This window comes from Conexibacter woesei Iso977N (assembly GCF_000424625.1).
In the GTDB taxonomy this organism is placed as follows: domain Bacteria; phylum Actinomycetota; class Thermoleophilia; order Solirubrobacterales; family Solirubrobacteraceae; genus Baekduia; species Baekduia woesei_A.
The window spans coordinates 67,174-81,969 of sequence record NZ_AUKG01000005.1 but is presented as its reverse complement, the minus strand read 5'-3'; the positions used below and the strand labels follow the sequence as shown (position 1 = coordinate 81,969).

The following is a 14,796-nucleotide window of genomic DNA, read 5'->3' as shown; positions in this document are numbered from 1 at the left end:
ACGTGAACGCTGACCCCATCGCCTTCGCCGGAGGCGCGCTGGACCGTGCCGGCGTGCGCCGGACCGACGACGCGTGGCTGGACGGCGCGTGGGCCGACGAGCGTGCGCTTGCGGTTGTTGTAGGGGTCGGTGGAGCTTCGGCGACGCCGGTGCCGCTGGCCTCCGGCGGCGCGCCGCGCGACCGCGAGGCGCTGTTCCTCGGCATCGACGGCGCGACCGGCGCGCCGGTGTGGGCGATCGAGCGAGACGGCGTCCCGCTCACCGGCCTGCGCGACCTCGCCGCGTCGCTGCCCGCCGACCAGCTCGGGACGATCGCCTACGCGAGCGCGCTGGCCAACTGGGCGAGGGCGACGCGCTTCTGCGGCATCTGCGGCCTTCCGACCGAGCCGCGCGAGGCCGGGCACGTCCGGGCGTGCGCGAACGGCCACCAGCACCACCCGCGCACCGACCCGGTCGTGATCATGCTCGTCACCGACGGCGACCGTGCGCTGCTCGGCCGCCAGGCGTCCTGGCCGGCCGGGCGCTACTCCGCTCTGGCGGGGTTCGTCGAGCCCGGGGAGGACCTGGAGACCGCCGTCGCACGCGAGGTGGTCGAGGAGTCCGGGATCGTCGTGCGCGACGTGCAGTACGTCGCGTCGCAGCCCTGGCCGTTCCCGGTGTCGCTGATGCTCGGCTTCCACGCGCGCTACGCGTCGGGCTCGATCTCCCGCGGCGACGAGGAGCTCGAGGACGTTGCCTGGTTCACCCGCGACGAGATCGCCGCGGCCGCCTCCGGCGACTCCACCTGGATCGACGGCGCCCCGTCCGACGGCCTCATGCTGCCGCCGCCGACAGCGATCGCCCGTCATCTGATCGATGTCTGGGTAGGCCAGGGCTAGATGCCCAAGCTCGTGCCCAAGAAGGTCGTCCCGTGGATGCTGCTGATCGAGGCGGCGATGGTGCTGCGTACGCACTGGTCGCTGCTCGACGACGTCGACCGGCGGGAGCTCAGCCGGATCGTCAGGAAGTCGCACGGCAACCCGAGGAGCCTGACGAAGTCCGAGCGCAACGAGCTGGCCCGGATCGTCCGCCGGCTGGACCTCATCACCGCCGGCCGCAAGCTGATGCCCCTGCGCGGCGGGCTGCCGAAGTCGAAGGCGAAGGCCAAGCGCTAGCGGTCGTGGCGGCCGATGGCGAGGAGGTAGGCCGCCGGTAGGCGGACCGAGCCGTCGGTTGCGTGGTTCCATTGGCGGATCAGCTCGGCGATGCGGGTCAGGAGCGACGTGTACTCCTTGCTCGGCAGGGAGTGACGGGCTGCGATCAGCGCGCCGAAGTTCCTCTCCTGCCAGGCGAGCGTCGCGGGGACGCTGTCGAACTCCCAGACGATCCGGTCGCGGGTGACCTCCAGCGCGCTGGCGTGGGGCTCCAGCCGCTTGCGGACGGTCGTCTCGATGCCCCAGTCGATCGGGCGGTCGGTGCCCATCGGCACGGGCAGGTACTCGCCCATCAGCGCCGTGATCTGGCCGGTGAAGCCGTCCGGCGTCCAGGCGGTGAGACCGACGACGCCGCCCGGCGCCGTGACCCGGAACGCCTCGGCGGTCGCGACCTCCGGCCGCGGCGCGAACATCAACCCGAACGCGGACGTGACCGCGTCGAACATCCCGTCCGGGTACGGCAGCGCCTCGGCGTCGGCCTCCTCCCACCGGACCTCCAGCCCGAGCGCCTCGGTCCGCTCGCGGCCCGCGGCGAGCAGCCTGGGGGTGAAGTCCGACGCCGTCACCCGCGCGCCGGTCTGCGCCGCGGCGACCGCGACGTTCCCGTCGCCCGCCGCGACATCCAGCACCCGGTCGCCGACCCCGATGTCGCACGCGGCGACCAGCTTCTCCGCCGCCGGCACGAACCGCTTCGCGACCTCCGGGTAGTTCCCGAGCGCCCAGAAGTCCTTCATCCGCTCCTTGAGATCCGCGACCTCGTTCATCCGCGACGGATCTTGCCCAACTCAGCTCAAACCGCGCGGGCGATGATGTTCAGTCGGACGTAGTCGTGGACCGGGTCCGGCTCCATCGCGACCGCGACCGCGTCGACGAACGCGTCGTGGCGCTCGTCCGGGAGGCGCTCCAGGTGCGAGCCGAGCGACACCGTGCGCAGGAAGTCGCGCAGCGGCTCCGGGTACTGGGGCGAGGGCTCGAGCCAGACGCGCTCGGGCGCGAAGCCGGCGGCGACCAGGCGCGGGGTGGTCTCCTCGGGCGTCGCGTAGTTCCAGGGTCCGGGCCAGCCGGCGAAGTACTGGGTGTACTCGGGCCGGGCGCTGACCTCGGTGACCGCGCGGACGACGTTGGCCACGTTGCCGGCGCCGCCGCACTGGGCGACGAACGGCGCACCGGGCCTCAACGCCGCGCGCACGCGGCGGAAGAGCAGGTCGTGGTCCTCGATCCAGTGGAACGTCGCGCTCGAGACGGCGGCGTCCGCGGGCGGCGCCCAGGACAGCGCCAGGAGGTCCTGCTGGAGGAACGTGGTCCGGGCGTCGACGCCGAGGCGCGCCGTCGCCTCGGCGACCATCTGCGCGGAGCCGTCGATCCCGACCGCGCGCCCCTCCGGACCCAGGCGCGCGAGCAGCTGCGAGGTCAGCCGCCCCGTCCCGCAGCCGAGGTCGAGCACCACCTCGTCGCCCTGCAGCGGCAGGCGGTCGAGGATCTGCGTCGCCCACTGCTCGTGGGGCTGCGCCAGGCCGTGGTAGCTGCCGGCGTCCCACTCACGCGGCTGCCGAACTTCATCGTCCATACACTGCGATCCTCTCATGTCGAGCCTGAAGGACCGCAAGCGCTTCGAGCCCTCGGAGGTGGAGCCGCGCATCGTCGAGCGCTGGCTGCAGTCGGGGCTGTTCCATCCCGACCCGGAGGGGACGGCGGACGAGAACTTCTCGATCGCCATCCCGCCGCCGAACGTGACCGGCGCGCTGCACATGGGCCACGCCCTGAACGGCTCGATACAGGACACGCTGATCCGCCACGCGCGCCAGCACGGCAAGCGCGCCAAGTGGATCCTCGGCACCGACCACGCGGGCATCGCGACCCAGACGCAGGTCGAGAAGCGCCTGATCTCGCAGGGCACGTCGCGCGAGGCGATCGGCCGCGAGGCGTTCATCGAGAAGACGTGGGAGTGGCGCGAGGAGTTCGGCGGCACGATCATCGAGCAGTTCAAGCGCCTCGGCGCCTCCCTCGACTACGAGGAGGAGCGCTTCACGTTCGACGAGCGCTACGTCCAGGCCGTCCTGAAGGTCTTCGTCGACCTCTACAACAAGGGCTGGATCTACCGCGACAACTACATGGTCAACTGGGACCCGGGCTCCGGCTCGGCGATCAGCGACCTGGAGGTCGAGGAGCGCGAGGCCGACGACACGCTCTTCCACATCGCCTACCCGCTGACCGACGGCAGCGGCGAGGTCGTCGTCGCCACCGTGCGCCCCGAGACGATGCTGGCCGACGTCGCGGTCGCCGTCCACCCGGACGACGAGCGCTACACGGCGCTGATCGGCAAGACCGTCACGCTGCCCCTCGTCGGGCGCGAGCTGCCGATCATCGCCGACGAGTACGTCAAGACCGACTTCGGCACCGGCTGCCTGAAGATCACGCCCGGCCACGACCCCAACGACTTCGAGATCGGCCGCAGGCACGGGCTCCCGGAGCTCTCGGCCATCGGCGAGGACGGCCGCATGACCGCGCTCGTCCCCGAGTACGAGGGCCTGACGGTCGCCGAGGCCCAGCAGGCCGTCGTCAAGGCCCTCGACGAGGCCGGCGCGATCCGCGCCAAGGAGCCCTACACCCACACGGTTCCGTTCTCCCACCGCTCGGGACAGCGGATCGAGCCGCTGATCTCACTGCAGTGGTTCATGAAGATGGACGAGCTGGCCGCGCCCGCGATCCAGGTGGTCAAGGACGGCAAGGTCAGGATCCACCCCGAGTCGCAGTCGCGCCGCTACATCGACTGGCTGGAGAACATCCGCCCGTGGTGCGTGTCCCGCCAGCTCTGGTGGGGCCACCAGATCCCCGTCTGGTACCGCGGCGAGGACGAGGTGTACTGCGGCACCGAGCCGCCCGAGGGCGACGGCTGGGTCCGCGACCCGGACGTCCTGGACACGTGGTTCTCCAGCGCGCTGTGGCCGTTCGCGACGCTCGGCTGGCCCGAGCAGACGCCCGAGCTACGCGCCTTCTACCCGACCGACGTCCTCTCGACGGCGCGCGACATCCTGTTCCTGTGGGTCGCCCGCATGGTCATGATGGGCCTGGAGTTCGCCGACGACATCCCGTTCGAGCACGTCTACGTGCACTCGGTCATCCAGGCGCCGGACGGCCGCCGGATGTCGAAGTCCCTCGGCACCGGCATCGACCCGGTCGACCTGATCGACGCCCACGGGGCCGACGGCGTCCGCTTCGGCCTGCTGGCCATGTCCTCCACCCAGGACGTGCGCTTCAGCGAGGAGAAGGTCTCCCAGGGCGCGGCGCTCGCCAACAAGCTGTTCAACGCCACGCGCTTCGTGGTCACCAACGCGGTCGACGGCGCGGAGCCCGCGCCGCGGCCGGCCTCGGTCGAGGACCGCTGGATCCTGTCGCGCCTGGCCGCCGCCCGCGAGGAGTTCGAGGAGCGGATCAGGGCCTTCGACTTCTCCAAGGCCGCGCTCGGCCTCTACGACTTCGTCTACGCCGAGCTCTGCGACTGGTACCTGGAGCTGATCAAGGGCCGCGAGTACACAGCGGAGCTCAGCTCGCACCTGTTGTACGTGTTGCGCGAGACGCTGGTCCTGGCGCACCCGATCATCCCGTTCGTCACCGAGGAGCTGTGGGAGCACGTCGGCGGCACCGGCCTGCTGGCCGAGCACGTGCTCGGGCCGGAGGACGGCGGCGCCGTGCGCGACGGCGCGGCCGAGGCCGCGATCGCCCGCGTCATCGACGCCGTGCAGCAGACGCGCCGCTTCCGCGACGAGAACGGCATCAAGCCCGGCCAGGTCCTGGCCGCGCGCTTCGAGGGCCTCGACGGCGAGGCGCCGCTGGTCGCGCGCCTCGCGCGCCTGACCCCGACCGAGGGCGACGACCGCGAGCCGGTCGCCGCGCTCAGCGTCTCCGGCGGGCTCGTGGAGCTGCTGGAGGGCGTCGACCCGGCCGAGGCCGCGGCGCGCGTCGACGCCGTCCGCAAGACGCTCCAGGCCGAGATCAAGCGCGCCGAGGGCAAGCTCAACAACGCCGGGTTCGTCGCCAAGGCGCCCGACTCCGTCGTCGCCGCCGAGCGCGCCAAGCTGGACCAGCTGCGCGCCGAGCTGGAGGGGCTGGGCTAGTTGGCGGACCGCGGGCGCCCCATGAGCCTGCAGGACGCCGAGCGCCTGCTGCTGTCGCTCGAGCTGTTCGGCATGCGCTTCGGCCTGGACCGGATGCGCCGCCTGCTGACCGCGCTCGGCTCGCCGCAGGAGCGCTTCGGCGCGGTCCACGTCGTCGGCACCAACGGCAAGTCGTCGACGGTCCGGATGACCGCGGCGATCCTGCGCCGCCACGGCCTCAGGGTCGGCGCGTACCTGTCGCCGCACCTCGTGACGTTCGCCGAGCGCGTCCGGGTCGACGACGCGGACGTCTCCGGCCCCGAGTTCGCCGCCGCCGTCCAGCGGGCGGCCGCCGCGGCCGCGAAGGTCGACCGGACCGCCGAGCCCGACGACCACGTCACGCAGTTCGAGCTGCTCACGGCCGCCGCGTTCGACCTGTTCGCGCGCGCGGAGGTCGACGTCGTCGTGGTCGAGGCCGGCCTCGGCGGCCGCTTCGACGCCACCAACGTCCTGAAGTCCGACGTGTCGGTCCTGACCAACGTCGGCCTGGAGCACACGCGCTGGCTCGGCCCGACGGTCACCGCGATCGCCACCGAGAAGCTCGACGTGCTCGAGCCGGACACCACGCTGATCATCGGCGCCGACCTCCATCCGGACGCCCTCGCGCTGGCGCAGCAGACCGCGCAGGACCGCCACGCGCGCCTCGTCGTCGCGCCCGCCGACCCCGGCGCGGGCATGGAGATCCTCGCCCGCGGCGCCTTCCAGCGGCGCAACTTCACGCTGGCGATCGAGGCCGCGCGCGCCTACCTGACCGCAACCGGACGTCCGCTCGATGACACCGCGGTCGTCGCCGCGGCCGCGTCCACGCTCGTCCCCGGCCGCTTCGAGGTCATCGACACGGCACCGGACACCGTCATCGACGGCGCCCACAACCCCGGCGGCCTGGCCGCGCTGGCCGAGGCGCTCCCGGAGTTCGTCGACGGCCGCCGGCTCGTCGCCTGCCTCGCGGTCCTCGACGACAAGGACACCTCCGGGATGCTCAACGCGATCCTGCCGCTGTGCGACGGCGTCGTCATCACCCGCGCCCAGTCGCCGCGCGCGCTGCCGCCCGCCACGCTCGCATCCCTGTGCCGCCAGCACGGCTTCACGGGGCCCGTGGAGATCGTGGGGGAGGCCCGCGCGGCGCTGCAGCAGGCGCGCCGGATGGCCGGTCCCGACGGCGTCGCGCTGGCCACCGGCTCGATCTACCTCATCGCCGATCTGCTGCGCCCCGCGGGCGCCGCCCGGAGCACCCTGTGAGCGAAGAGCAGGAGAGCGAAGGACCGCGCGTCGCGGTCATGATCGCGGCCGCGGCGCTGATCGTCGCGCTCATCATCCTCATCTTCTTCGGCGTCGGCTACCTCTTCGGCCGCCTGTTCCTGTAGCGCCAAGCGGGGCAGGACCCGCGCGATCGGGTACGAACATCAGTTGGGGAGCAGAGCCGCTGCGGCCCATCACCCCCTAGGATTCCTGTGCACATGCCCGTTGCAGACGTCTTCGGGATTCAGAGCTCCGGCCTCGACACGGCCGTCAAGCTGCTGATCCTCTTCCTCGTCGTGATCTACGTCGCGTTGATCTACTACACGTACGCGGACGCGCGACGCCGCATCGAGGACCCGATGCTCGTCGGCTGCGCGACGGCGGCGGCGCTGTTCCCGTTCGTCGGGACGATCGTGTACATGATCGTGCGCCCGCCGGAGTACCTGGACGACGTCCGCGAGCGCGAGCTCGAGATGCAGGCCGCCGAGGCGCGCCTGCACGGTGCCGGCTACCTGCTGTGCCCGCACTGCGACCACGAGGTCAAGGACGAGTTCCTGCGCTGCCCGCACTGCCTGCGCAAGCTCAAGGACCCGTGCGGCACGTGCGCGAAGCCGCTCGACCCGGCCTGGAAGATCTGCCCGTACTGCGAGTCGGAGATCCCGGGCGTCACGCCGCAGCCGCGTCGCCGCCGGCGCCGCAGCACCGGCGACCTCGAGCAGGCCGCAGCGACCGAGTCCGGCTCGTAGAGTCCGGTCCTCGTAGTTCCCGAAATCGAACCCCTCAAGGAGCCCGTCCGTGTCCCGGACCCTCATCCTCGTCAAGCCCGACGCGTTCGCGCGCGGCCTCACCGGCGAGATCCTCGCGCGCTTCGAGCGCAAGGGCCTCACGATCGCCGCGCTGAAGCTCGTCACCACCTCGCGTGAGACGGCCGAGACGCACTACGCCGAGCACAAGGAGCGCCCGTTCTTCGGCGAGCTCGTCGACTTCATCACGAGCGCCCCGCTGGTCGCGATCGTGCTGGAGGGCGACGACGTCGTCAAGGCGTCGCGCCAGCTGATCGGCGCCACCAACCCGCTGGAGGCCAACACCGGCTCGATCCGCGGCGACTTCGCGATCGAGGTCGGGCAGAACCTCGTGCACGGCAGCGACTCCGACGAGTCGGCCGCGCGCGAGATCGGGATCTGGTTCCCGGAGCTGTAGGACCCTCCGCGCTGTGAGCCGTTTGGTCCTGGCCAGCGGCTCGCCGCAGCGCCGCGCGATCCTGGACGACCTGGGCCTCGCCTTCGAGGTCCGGGTCTCCGACGTCGCCGAGGAGGACGAGGGCGCGCCGCGCGCGGTCGCCTCCGAGAACGCGCTGCGCAAGGCGCTGGCGGTGGCCGAGGGCGCGGGCGACGACGCGCTCGTCGTCGGTTGCGACACGCTCGTCGCCACCGACGGCGTGCAGATCTGGGGCAAGCCCGCCGACGCCGATCACGCCCGGCGCACGCTGCGCCACCTGTCGGGCCGGACCCACGAGGTCGTCAGCGGCCTGGCGCTCGTGCAGGACGGCGCGGTCCGGACCGCGACCGAGATCACCGAGGTCACGTTCCGCGACCTCAGCGACGCCGAGATCGACTGGTACGTCGCGACCGGCGAGTGGCAGGGCCGCGCCGGCGCCTACGCGATCCAGCAGCGCGGCGCCGTGCTCGTCAACCGCATCGCGGGCGACTACCTCAACGTGGTCGGTCTGCCCGTCGCCGCGCTCCTGACGCTGCGGCAGGACCTGCGGTCCGTCTTCGCGCGCGACGACCGCTGAGCGATATGCTCCACGCCGCTCGCCCCCGTAGTTCAATCGGTCTTAGAGCGTCCGCCTCCTAAGCGGAAGATGCGGGTTCGAGTCCCGTCGGGGGTACTTGAGCGCTTTTGCAGGGCTAGTGCGGCGTGCAGAGGAACGCGACCTGCTGGTCGGGTGTCCGGAACGCACGGCCGACGTAGAGCCCCAGCTGCGCCTTCTGCTCGTCGAGCAGGTGCGCGGCCTCCGCCGAGGACATCGCGCCGAGCGCGACGCCGCGATGCGCGCGCTGCACGAGCAGCGCCCAGAGCGCGCCCCTGACGTGCGCGGCCGACTTGCCGCCGAGCGCGCCGATCGTCGTCGGCGTCATCGCCCTGTCGCGCAGCGTCCGGAACTGCGCGGGGGAGACGCCGAAGACCGCGCGCGCCGCGTCCGGGATCGCGGGCGTGTGGAAGACGTGGAAGAGCACGTGGCGCGACAGGTGCGCCTGGGTCAGCATCGTCTCGGCCCGCGCCTGCAGCGCGGCGCGCTGCGCCGGCCGGACCCGTGCGAGCCGCGGCGCGACCAGCGCGTGGGCGATCTGCGCGCTCGTGCCCGGGACGCCGTGGGCCCGCGCGAGCTGCAGGAGCGTGCGGCGGTCGTCGAGCCACCTCACCAGCTCGTCGTGGTTCGTGTGCACGACGACGTCGAGCCGCGCCTCGTCGAACGGCAGCCAGCCCGACATCACCCACTCGTCGCGCGGCAGCCAGTCCAGCCGCGCGCCCTTGGGCGCGTGCGTGTCGGCCGCGCCGGCGGCGGCGACGGGCAGCAGGACGGCCGCGAGGGCCAGGAGCGTGAGGACGATTCGAAGGCGCATGATGCCTACGAGAACGGGCACCGCCGCGTCCCGATCCCACACCTAGGGCTCGACCTGCCACACCCCGTGGCATTTTCGTCACGCTTTGACACCGGAAGCACGGTGTGTTGCTCATCAGACCTTGCGTGGTCCGGTCACATGACCATACAGTCGCCTGATCACCGTGCGCGCGGCTGGTCCAAGCGAAAGCGCGCGCGACCACATCATGCGAACGCGGGGCACAGAGCAGGCCCCGGGGAGGTTCCATGCAGATCCGAGGATCCGCCCGCGCAGCATGCGCGGGCATCGCGGCGATCGCCGCGACGATGACGGCTGCCGTGGGCGGGGCGCAGGCCGCCGACCGCACGGTCGAGCCGCTCAACCAGTACGCGGTCAGCGGCCGCGTGACCACCGACGAGCTCGCGCGCGCCGGCTACGACCTCAACGAGGTCAAGGGCCTGGGCAACGGCAAGCTCGGCATCGTGGCGACGCCGGCCCAGGCGCAGGCGCTGCGCGACAAGGGCGCCCAGGTCCAGGCGCTCTCCCAGGCCCGCGCGATGGCGGCGCCGCCGACGCCGCTGACCAACCCGACCCACGGCTACGACGTCTTCCGCCCGTGGAGCCTGAAGCCCGCGGCGTGCCCGACGCGCTGCTCGACGCCGTTGGTGCCGTTGAAGAACTGGTACCACGACCTCGCCTCGCGCTACCCGGACCTGATCAAGGAGGAGACGATCGGCCACTCGATCCTCGGGCAGCCGATCAAGGCCTACAAGATGACCGCGGACGCGCGCGACCTGCGCGACGGCGCGCGGCCCGTGACGCTGTTCGAGTCCACCCAGCACGCACGCGAGTGGATCTCGGCCGAGGTCAACCGCCGGCTCTTCCAGTGGTTCGTCGACCATCGCCGCGACCGCGACGTCAAGCGGCTGTTGAACACCAACGAGGTCTGGTTCATGCCGATGATGAACCCGGACGGCTACGACTACACCTTCACCGCCAAGGGCACGCGGCTGTGGCGCAAGAACCTGCGCGACGTCAACGGCGACGGCGTGATCGACCCCAACCACGACGGCGTCGACACGAACCGCAACTGGCCCGAGAAGTGGAACTACGACCTCGAGGGCGCCTCTGACGACCCCTCGACCGAGACCTACCACGGCAGCGGACCCGCGTCCGAGCCCGAGGTCCAGGCGGCACGCGGGCTGCAGCAGAAGCTCAGGCCGCGGTTCCTCATCGACTACCACTCCTTCGCGCAGCTGATCCTGTACCCGGAGGGCTGGCAGGTCGAGACCGAGGCGACCGACGCGCCGCTGATGAAGGCGCTGGCCGGCGACGACGACCATCCGGCCGTCCCGGGCTTCGACCCCGACGTCTCGGCCGAGCTGTACACCACCAACGGCGACGTCACCGGCGACGCCTACAACAACTGGGGCACGCAGGCCTTCACGGTCGAGCTCGACGGCGGCACCGGCGCCGGCATCGGCGGGACGGTCGACGGCCCGGACTCGCTGCCGCCCGGCGGCTTCGTGTTCCAGGACGACGAGAACGCGGTGCAGGCCGAGTTCCAGAAGAACCTCGACTTCGCGCTCGACCTCGTCAAGTCGGCGGCCAAGCCCGACCAGCCCCAGTCGCACCTGGGCAACACGGCGCCGGACTTCGTCCCGACGACGTTCTCGGTCTCGACCGGCGACCCGCAGACCGTCGAGGTCAACGCCAAGCGCTCGCTCGGCGACGTCAAGGTGTTCTGGCAGGTCAACGGCGGGCGCATCCAGCGCGGCGGGCTCAGCGAGTACGCCGGCGGTGAGCGCTACGGCAAGCCGGGCGCCTACTACCACCGCCTGCGCGGCCAGGTCTCCGGCGCCCATCCGGGTGACAGCGTGAAGGTGTGGTTCGGCAGGGGCAACAAGCAGTCGGACCCGTTCACCTACACGTTGAAGTCGGCGACCGGCAACAAGGTGCTGCTGATGGCGGCCGAGGACTACACCGGCAACAGCTCCGACGTCAGCTCCGGGCCGTACGCCGGCCCGCTGTACCAGGACGACTACGAGGCGGCGCTCACCGGCGCCGGCATCGCGCACGACGTCTACGACGTGGACGCCAACGGCCGCACCGCGGCGTCGGCGCTCGGCGTGTTGTCGCACTACAAGGCCGTCATCTGGGAGACCGGTGAGGACCTCTACGTGCGTGAGCCGGGGCAACCCGGCGGGACCGGCACGAGCAAGCTCGTCGACGACGAGGTGCTCGGCGTGCGCGACTACCTCAACGACGGCGGCAAGGCGCTGATCGCCGGCAAGTTCGCCCTCCAGGGCGGCTGGGACCAGTTCCTGTTCAACCCGCTGGGCGCGCCGCCCAACCCGTTCTGCAAGTCCAACCAGACGGATCCGTCGGGCAACGACGACCCGCCGGGCCAGAACTTCAACTGCGTGGTGGAGTCCAACGACTTCCAGCAGTACTGGCTCGGGGCCTACCTGCCCGTCGGCGCGGCGGCCGACAACGACCAGGCCGCGGCGCTCCCGTTCGAGGAGGCCGGCGGCCCGTTCGGGACCGCGCAGTTCACGGTCAACGGCGACGACTCGGCCAGGAACCAGGACAACGTCTACTCGTTCCTGACCACGTCGAGCATCCTGCCGGTCAGCACCTACCCGCAGTTCGACTCGCGGCAGGCGATCAAGTTCAACCGCCCGCCGTCGTTCGACCCGCCGACCGGGACGCACTACGCGTTCTCGCAGGCGGCCGACGACAGCTACAAGCGGCTGTCGCGCACGGTCGACCTGACCGGCAAGACCAGGGGCGACCTGTCGTTCACGGCGTCCTACGACACCGAGCCCGGCTGGGACTACCTCGCGGTCGAGGCCCACACGGTCGGCCAGGACGACTGGACGACGCTGCCGGACCTCAACGGCCACACGAGCGACGACCTGTCGGGCGACAACAGCTGCCCGCAGATCCCGATCACCGACGAGCATCCGTTCATGAAGCACTACGTGACCCTGCACCCGGAGAGCAGCCCGGGCGCCGGCGACGCGACGTGCAGCAACGGCGGCACGTCCGGCGTGTTCAACGGGGCCACCGGCAACTCCGGTGGGTTCGTCCCGATGGACTTCGACCTGACCGCCTACGCGGGCAGGCAGGTCGAGATCTCCATCACCTACATCAGCGATCCGGGGACCCAGGGCCTCGGCGTCTTCGTGGATGACACGAAGGTGACGCTGGACGGTGCGACGGCCGCGGAGACGTCCTTCGAGGACGGCCTCGGCGGCTGGGCGGTGCCGGGCGCGCCGGAGGGCAGCACGGGCAACGCCAACGACTGGATCTCGACCACCTCGGTCGGGTACGTCGACGGGCCGGGCGTGGCGACCAAGGACACGCTCTACTGGGGCTTCGGCCTCGAGGGCGTGACCGGCGCGGACAGGCGGGCCCAGCTCGTCAGGGACGCGATCGGGTACCTCGGCGCGGGCTGATCGAGCCCACAGGCACGGTGCGGGCGCCGCGGCTCAGGCCGCGGCGCCCGGTGCCGATCACGTGGGGTGGATGCAACCGTCCCGCCGTCGCCCCCTGCTCGCCGCCGCGCTCACCGCGGCTGCCTTCACGCTCCCCGCCTCCGCCGCCCACGCGGCCGGCGGTGGTGCCGTGCCCGCCTTCGACGGACACCGCACGCTGGCGCTCGGCGCCGGGATCACCGATCCGCGCGCGCTCGTCACCGGCGACCTCGACGGCGACGGCCGGCCGGACCTCGTCGCGGGCTCGGCCAACGGCGGGACCGGCGCGGTCTCGGTCCTGCGCGGGACCGGCGCCGGCGCGTTCGCCGCGCCGCTGAGCAGCCCGTACGCCCTCGGCACCACCGGCGGCGTCGGCGCGCTCGCGCTCGGCGACGTCAACGGCGACGGCCGCCCCGACGTCGTCGCCACGATCGGCTCGGGCACCGTCGACGACGACCAACTCGTCGCGCTCGCCGGCGACGGCACCGGCGTCCTGACCGCCGGGACGCCGACGGCGGTCTCCGGCACCGAGCTCGCGGGCATCGCGCTGGCCGACCTCGACGGCGACGGCGACCTCGACGCGCTCACCGCGTCCACCACGGCGACCACCGCCGACCAGCTCGGGATCGTCGAGAACGGCGGCGCCGCGGGCCTCGTCCCGTCGTCGTCCACCGGCGCGACCGGCACGCAGCTGGCGACCGGCGTCGCCACGGGCGACCTCGACGGCGACGGCACGCCCGACGCGCTCGTGATCTCCCGCAACGCCGGGACCGGCAGCGCCTGGGTCGCCACCGGCCACGCGCTCGCCCTGGCCGCCACGGGCACGCCCGTCACCGTCGGCGCCGACCCCGTCGCGGTCACGCTCGCCGACGTGGACGGCGACGGCGACCTCGACGGCCTCGTCCTCGACGGCTCCGCGCCGCAGCTCACGCTGCTGCGCAACGACGGCAACGGCGGCCTCACCGCCACGACGATCCCGGTCACCGGCCTGCTCGGCGGGACCGGCATCGCGACCGGCGACCTCAACGGCGACGGCGCGCTCGACGTCGTCGTCACCGACGGCGCCAACGGCACGGCCGGCGTCCTGGACGGCGACGGCACCGGCGCGTTCGCCGACCCGTCCTGGAGCGCGACCGCCGCGGGCACCCGCGCGCCCGTCGTCGCCGACCTCGACGGCGACGGCCTGCTCGACGTCGCGACCGCCGACAGCGCCGCCGACCGACTCAGCCTGCTCGAGAACGTCGGCACCGCCGCGCCGTCCGGCGCGCTGTCCGGCGCGTTCGGGACCGAGACCGTCGGGCGGACCGGCGCCGCCCGGACCGTCACGATCACCGACCCCGGCGCCTCCGCGGCGCTGCGTGTGACCAACGTCACGACCACCGGCGACGCCGCCGACGACTTCCTGATCACCGGCGACGCGTGCACCGGGACGACCGTCGCCTCCGGCGGCGCCGACGCCTGCGCGGTCCGCGTGCGCTTCGCGCCCAGCGCGACCGGCGACCGGAACGCGTCGCTCCGGATCCGCTACGCGACCGCGGGCGGCGGCACCGCGACCGCCACCGTCGCGCTCTCGGGCACCGGCGCGGGGGAGACCTCGACCACCGTCGACCAGGGCTCGACCTCGACCACCGCCACGACCGCCACGACGGTCACCACGACGACCACCGCGACGCCGCCGGCGGCCCCCGCGCAAGTCACGAAAACACCCACTTTGCAGCCTTCCAGGAGGACGGCGCCGGCAACCCTCATCCTCACCCTGAGCCACAGGGTCCTGACGTCCAAGTCGGGCAGGCCCGTGACCGTCGGCTTCGCCCTCGGCCGCGCGGCGTCGCTCGTCCTGCGCGTCAAGCAGCACGCGCGCACGCTCGAGATCGTCCGGGCCAGGGGTCGGGAAGGCCGTGGCAGCCTCAAATGGGACGGCATGTTGGGGTCCCGGGCCGCCCGCAGGGGCACCTACCGCCTGGACCTCTACGCGGTCGCCGCAGACGGCCGACGAGCCCGCGCGTCGATCGCACTGACCGTCAAGTAGCGCTGGAGAGTTATCCGCAGCACGTGCGTTTTGCAGCGTTTTCCGCGCTGCAATGCGGCATTCGTGACAACCGGCAGGGCCGGCGCGTCCGCTAGA

Annotated in this window: 13 protein-coding genes and 1 tRNA gene; 11 read left to right on the top strand and 3 right to left on the bottom strand. The window is 72.4% G+C overall.

Annotated elements, in window-relative coordinates:
- Window positions 1-2 precede the first annotated feature (2 nt).
- Window positions 3-878 carry an NAD(+) diphosphatase gene (gene nudC / locus H030_RS0126730; RefSeq protein ID WP_231398553.1) on the top strand — a complete coding sequence of 292 codons (876 nt, stop codon included), beginning with the start codon at window positions 3-5 and terminating at the stop codon, window positions 876-878.
- On the top strand, window positions 879-1,154 hold the full coding sequence (locus H030_RS0126725) for a hypothetical protein (protein WP_027008382.1): 276 nt from the start codon (window positions 879-881) through the stop codon (window positions 1,152-1,154).
- On the opposite strand, the gene H030_RS0126720 is transcribed toward H030_RS0126725, so the two are convergent.
- On the bottom strand, window positions 1,151-1,957 hold the full coding sequence (locus H030_RS0126720) for a class I SAM-dependent methyltransferase (protein ID WP_027008381.1): 807 nt from the start codon (window positions 1,955-1,957) through the stop codon (window positions 1,151-1,153). The two genes, H030_RS0126725 and H030_RS0126720, sit on opposite strands and share 4 nt — an antisense overlap.
- Window positions 1,958-1,983: 26 nt before the next feature.
- Window positions 1,984-2,760, bottom strand: a complete 777-nt coding sequence (locus tag H030_RS0126715; protein ID WP_027008380.1) for a class I SAM-dependent methyltransferase — start codon at window positions 2,758-2,760, stop codon at window positions 1,984-1,986.
- A 16-nt stretch (window positions 2,761-2,776) separates the two neighbouring features.
- Here H030_RS0126715 and H030_RS0126710 point away from each other — a divergent pair, with 16 nt between their 5' ends.
- The 7 genes from H030_RS0126710 (at window position 2,777) to H030_RS0126680 (ending at window position 8,477) form a co-directional block, all read left to right on the top strand.
- Entirely contained in the window at window positions 2,777-5,308 is a 2,532-nt protein-coding gene (locus tag H030_RS0126710) for a valine--tRNA ligase (RefSeq protein WP_027008379.1), read from the top strand.
- 21 nt (window positions 5,309-5,329) lie between these two features.
- Window positions 5,330-6,586 (top strand): bifunctional folylpolyglutamate synthase/dihydrofolate synthase, encoded by a 1,257-nt coding sequence (locus H030_RS35525; protein ID WP_051223807.1) that lies wholly within the window; start codon window positions 5,330-5,332, stop codon window positions 6,584-6,586.
- Window positions 6,583-6,711 (top strand): hypothetical protein, encoded by a 129-nt coding sequence (locus H030_RS40545; protein WP_269208560.1) that lies wholly within the window; start codon window positions 6,583-6,585, stop codon window positions 6,709-6,711. Before H030_RS35525 ends, H030_RS40545 begins: the two co-directional genes overlap by 4 nt.
- Before the next feature lie 93 nt (window positions 6,712-6,804).
- The gene (locus H030_RS0126695; RefSeq protein WP_027008378.1) at window positions 6,805-7,332 is read left to right on the top strand and encodes a zinc ribbon domain-containing protein; all 528 of its coding nucleotides are present in this window, start codon (window positions 6,805-6,807) and stop codon (window positions 7,330-7,332) included.
- A 49-nt stretch (window positions 7,333-7,381) separates the two neighbouring features.
- Window positions 7,382-7,786, top strand: a complete 405-nt coding sequence (ndk, locus tag H030_RS0126690; protein WP_027008377.1) for a nucleoside-diphosphate kinase — start codon at window positions 7,382-7,384, stop codon at window positions 7,784-7,786.
- Between the two features lie 13 nt (window positions 7,787-7,799).
- A complete protein-coding gene (locus tag H030_RS0126685) occupies window positions 7,800-8,381 on the top strand; it encodes a Maf family protein (protein WP_027008376.1) in 582 nt (193 codons plus the stop codon).
- 21 nt (window positions 8,382-8,402) lie between these two features.
- Window positions 8,403-8,477 (top strand) — tRNA-Arg (locus tag H030_RS0126680).
- 19 nt (window positions 8,478-8,496) lie between these two features.
- Here H030_RS0126680 and H030_RS0126675 read toward each other — a convergent pair.
- Entirely contained in the window at window positions 8,497-9,213 is a 717-nt protein-coding gene (locus tag H030_RS0126675) for a hypothetical protein (protein WP_027008375.1), read from the bottom strand.
- A 245-nt stretch (window positions 9,214-9,458) separates the two neighbouring features.
- Here H030_RS0126675 and H030_RS35520 point away from each other — a divergent pair, with 245 nt between their 5' ends.
- Complete coding sequence (locus H030_RS35520; RefSeq protein ID WP_051223805.1) at window positions 9,459-12,653, top strand: M14 family metallopeptidase; 3,195 nt, start codon at window positions 9,459-9,461, stop codon at window positions 12,651-12,653.
- A 70-nt stretch (window positions 12,654-12,723) separates the two neighbouring features.
- Window positions 12,724-14,700, top strand: coding sequence for an FG-GAP-like repeat-containing protein (locus H030_RS0126665; protein WP_027008374.1), 1,977 nt, complete (start codon window positions 12,724-12,726; stop codon window positions 14,698-14,700).
- Window positions 14,701-14,796 lie beyond the last annotated feature (96 nt).

Coding starts and splice junctions, on each gene's coding strand:
- H030_RS0126665 (WP_027008374.1), top strand. CDS start 12,724: ATGCAACCGTCCCGCCGTCGCCCCCTGCTCGCCGCCGCGCTCACCGCG.
- H030_RS0126710 (WP_027008379.1), top strand. CDS start 2,777: ATGTCGAGCCTGAAGGACCGCAAGCGCTTCGAGCCCTCGGAGGTGGAG.
- H030_RS0126715 (WP_027008380.1), bottom strand. CDS start 2,760: ATGGACGATGAAGTTCGGCAGCCGCGTGAGTGGGACGCCGGCAGCTAC.
- H030_RS0126725 (WP_027008382.1), top strand. CDS start 879: ATGCCCAAGCTCGTGCCCAAGAAGGTCGTCCCGTGGATGCTGCTGATC.
- H030_RS0126695 (WP_027008378.1), top strand. CDS start 6,805: ATGCCCGTTGCAGACGTCTTCGGGATTCAGAGCTCCGGCCTCGACACG.
- H030_RS0126675 (WP_027008375.1), bottom strand. CDS start 9,213: ATGCGCCTTCGAATCGTCCTCACGCTCCTGGCCCTCGCGGCCGTCCTG.
- H030_RS35520 (WP_051223805.1), top strand. CDS start 9,459: ATGCAGATCCGAGGATCCGCCCGCGCAGCATGCGCGGGCATCGCGGCG.
- H030_RS35525 (WP_051223807.1), top strand. CDS start 5,330: ATGAGCCTGCAGGACGCCGAGCGCCTGCTGCTGTCGCTCGAGCTGTTC.
- H030_RS0126720 (WP_027008381.1), bottom strand. CDS start 1,957: ATGAACGAGGTCGCGGATCTCAAGGAGCGGATGAAGGACTTCTGGGCG.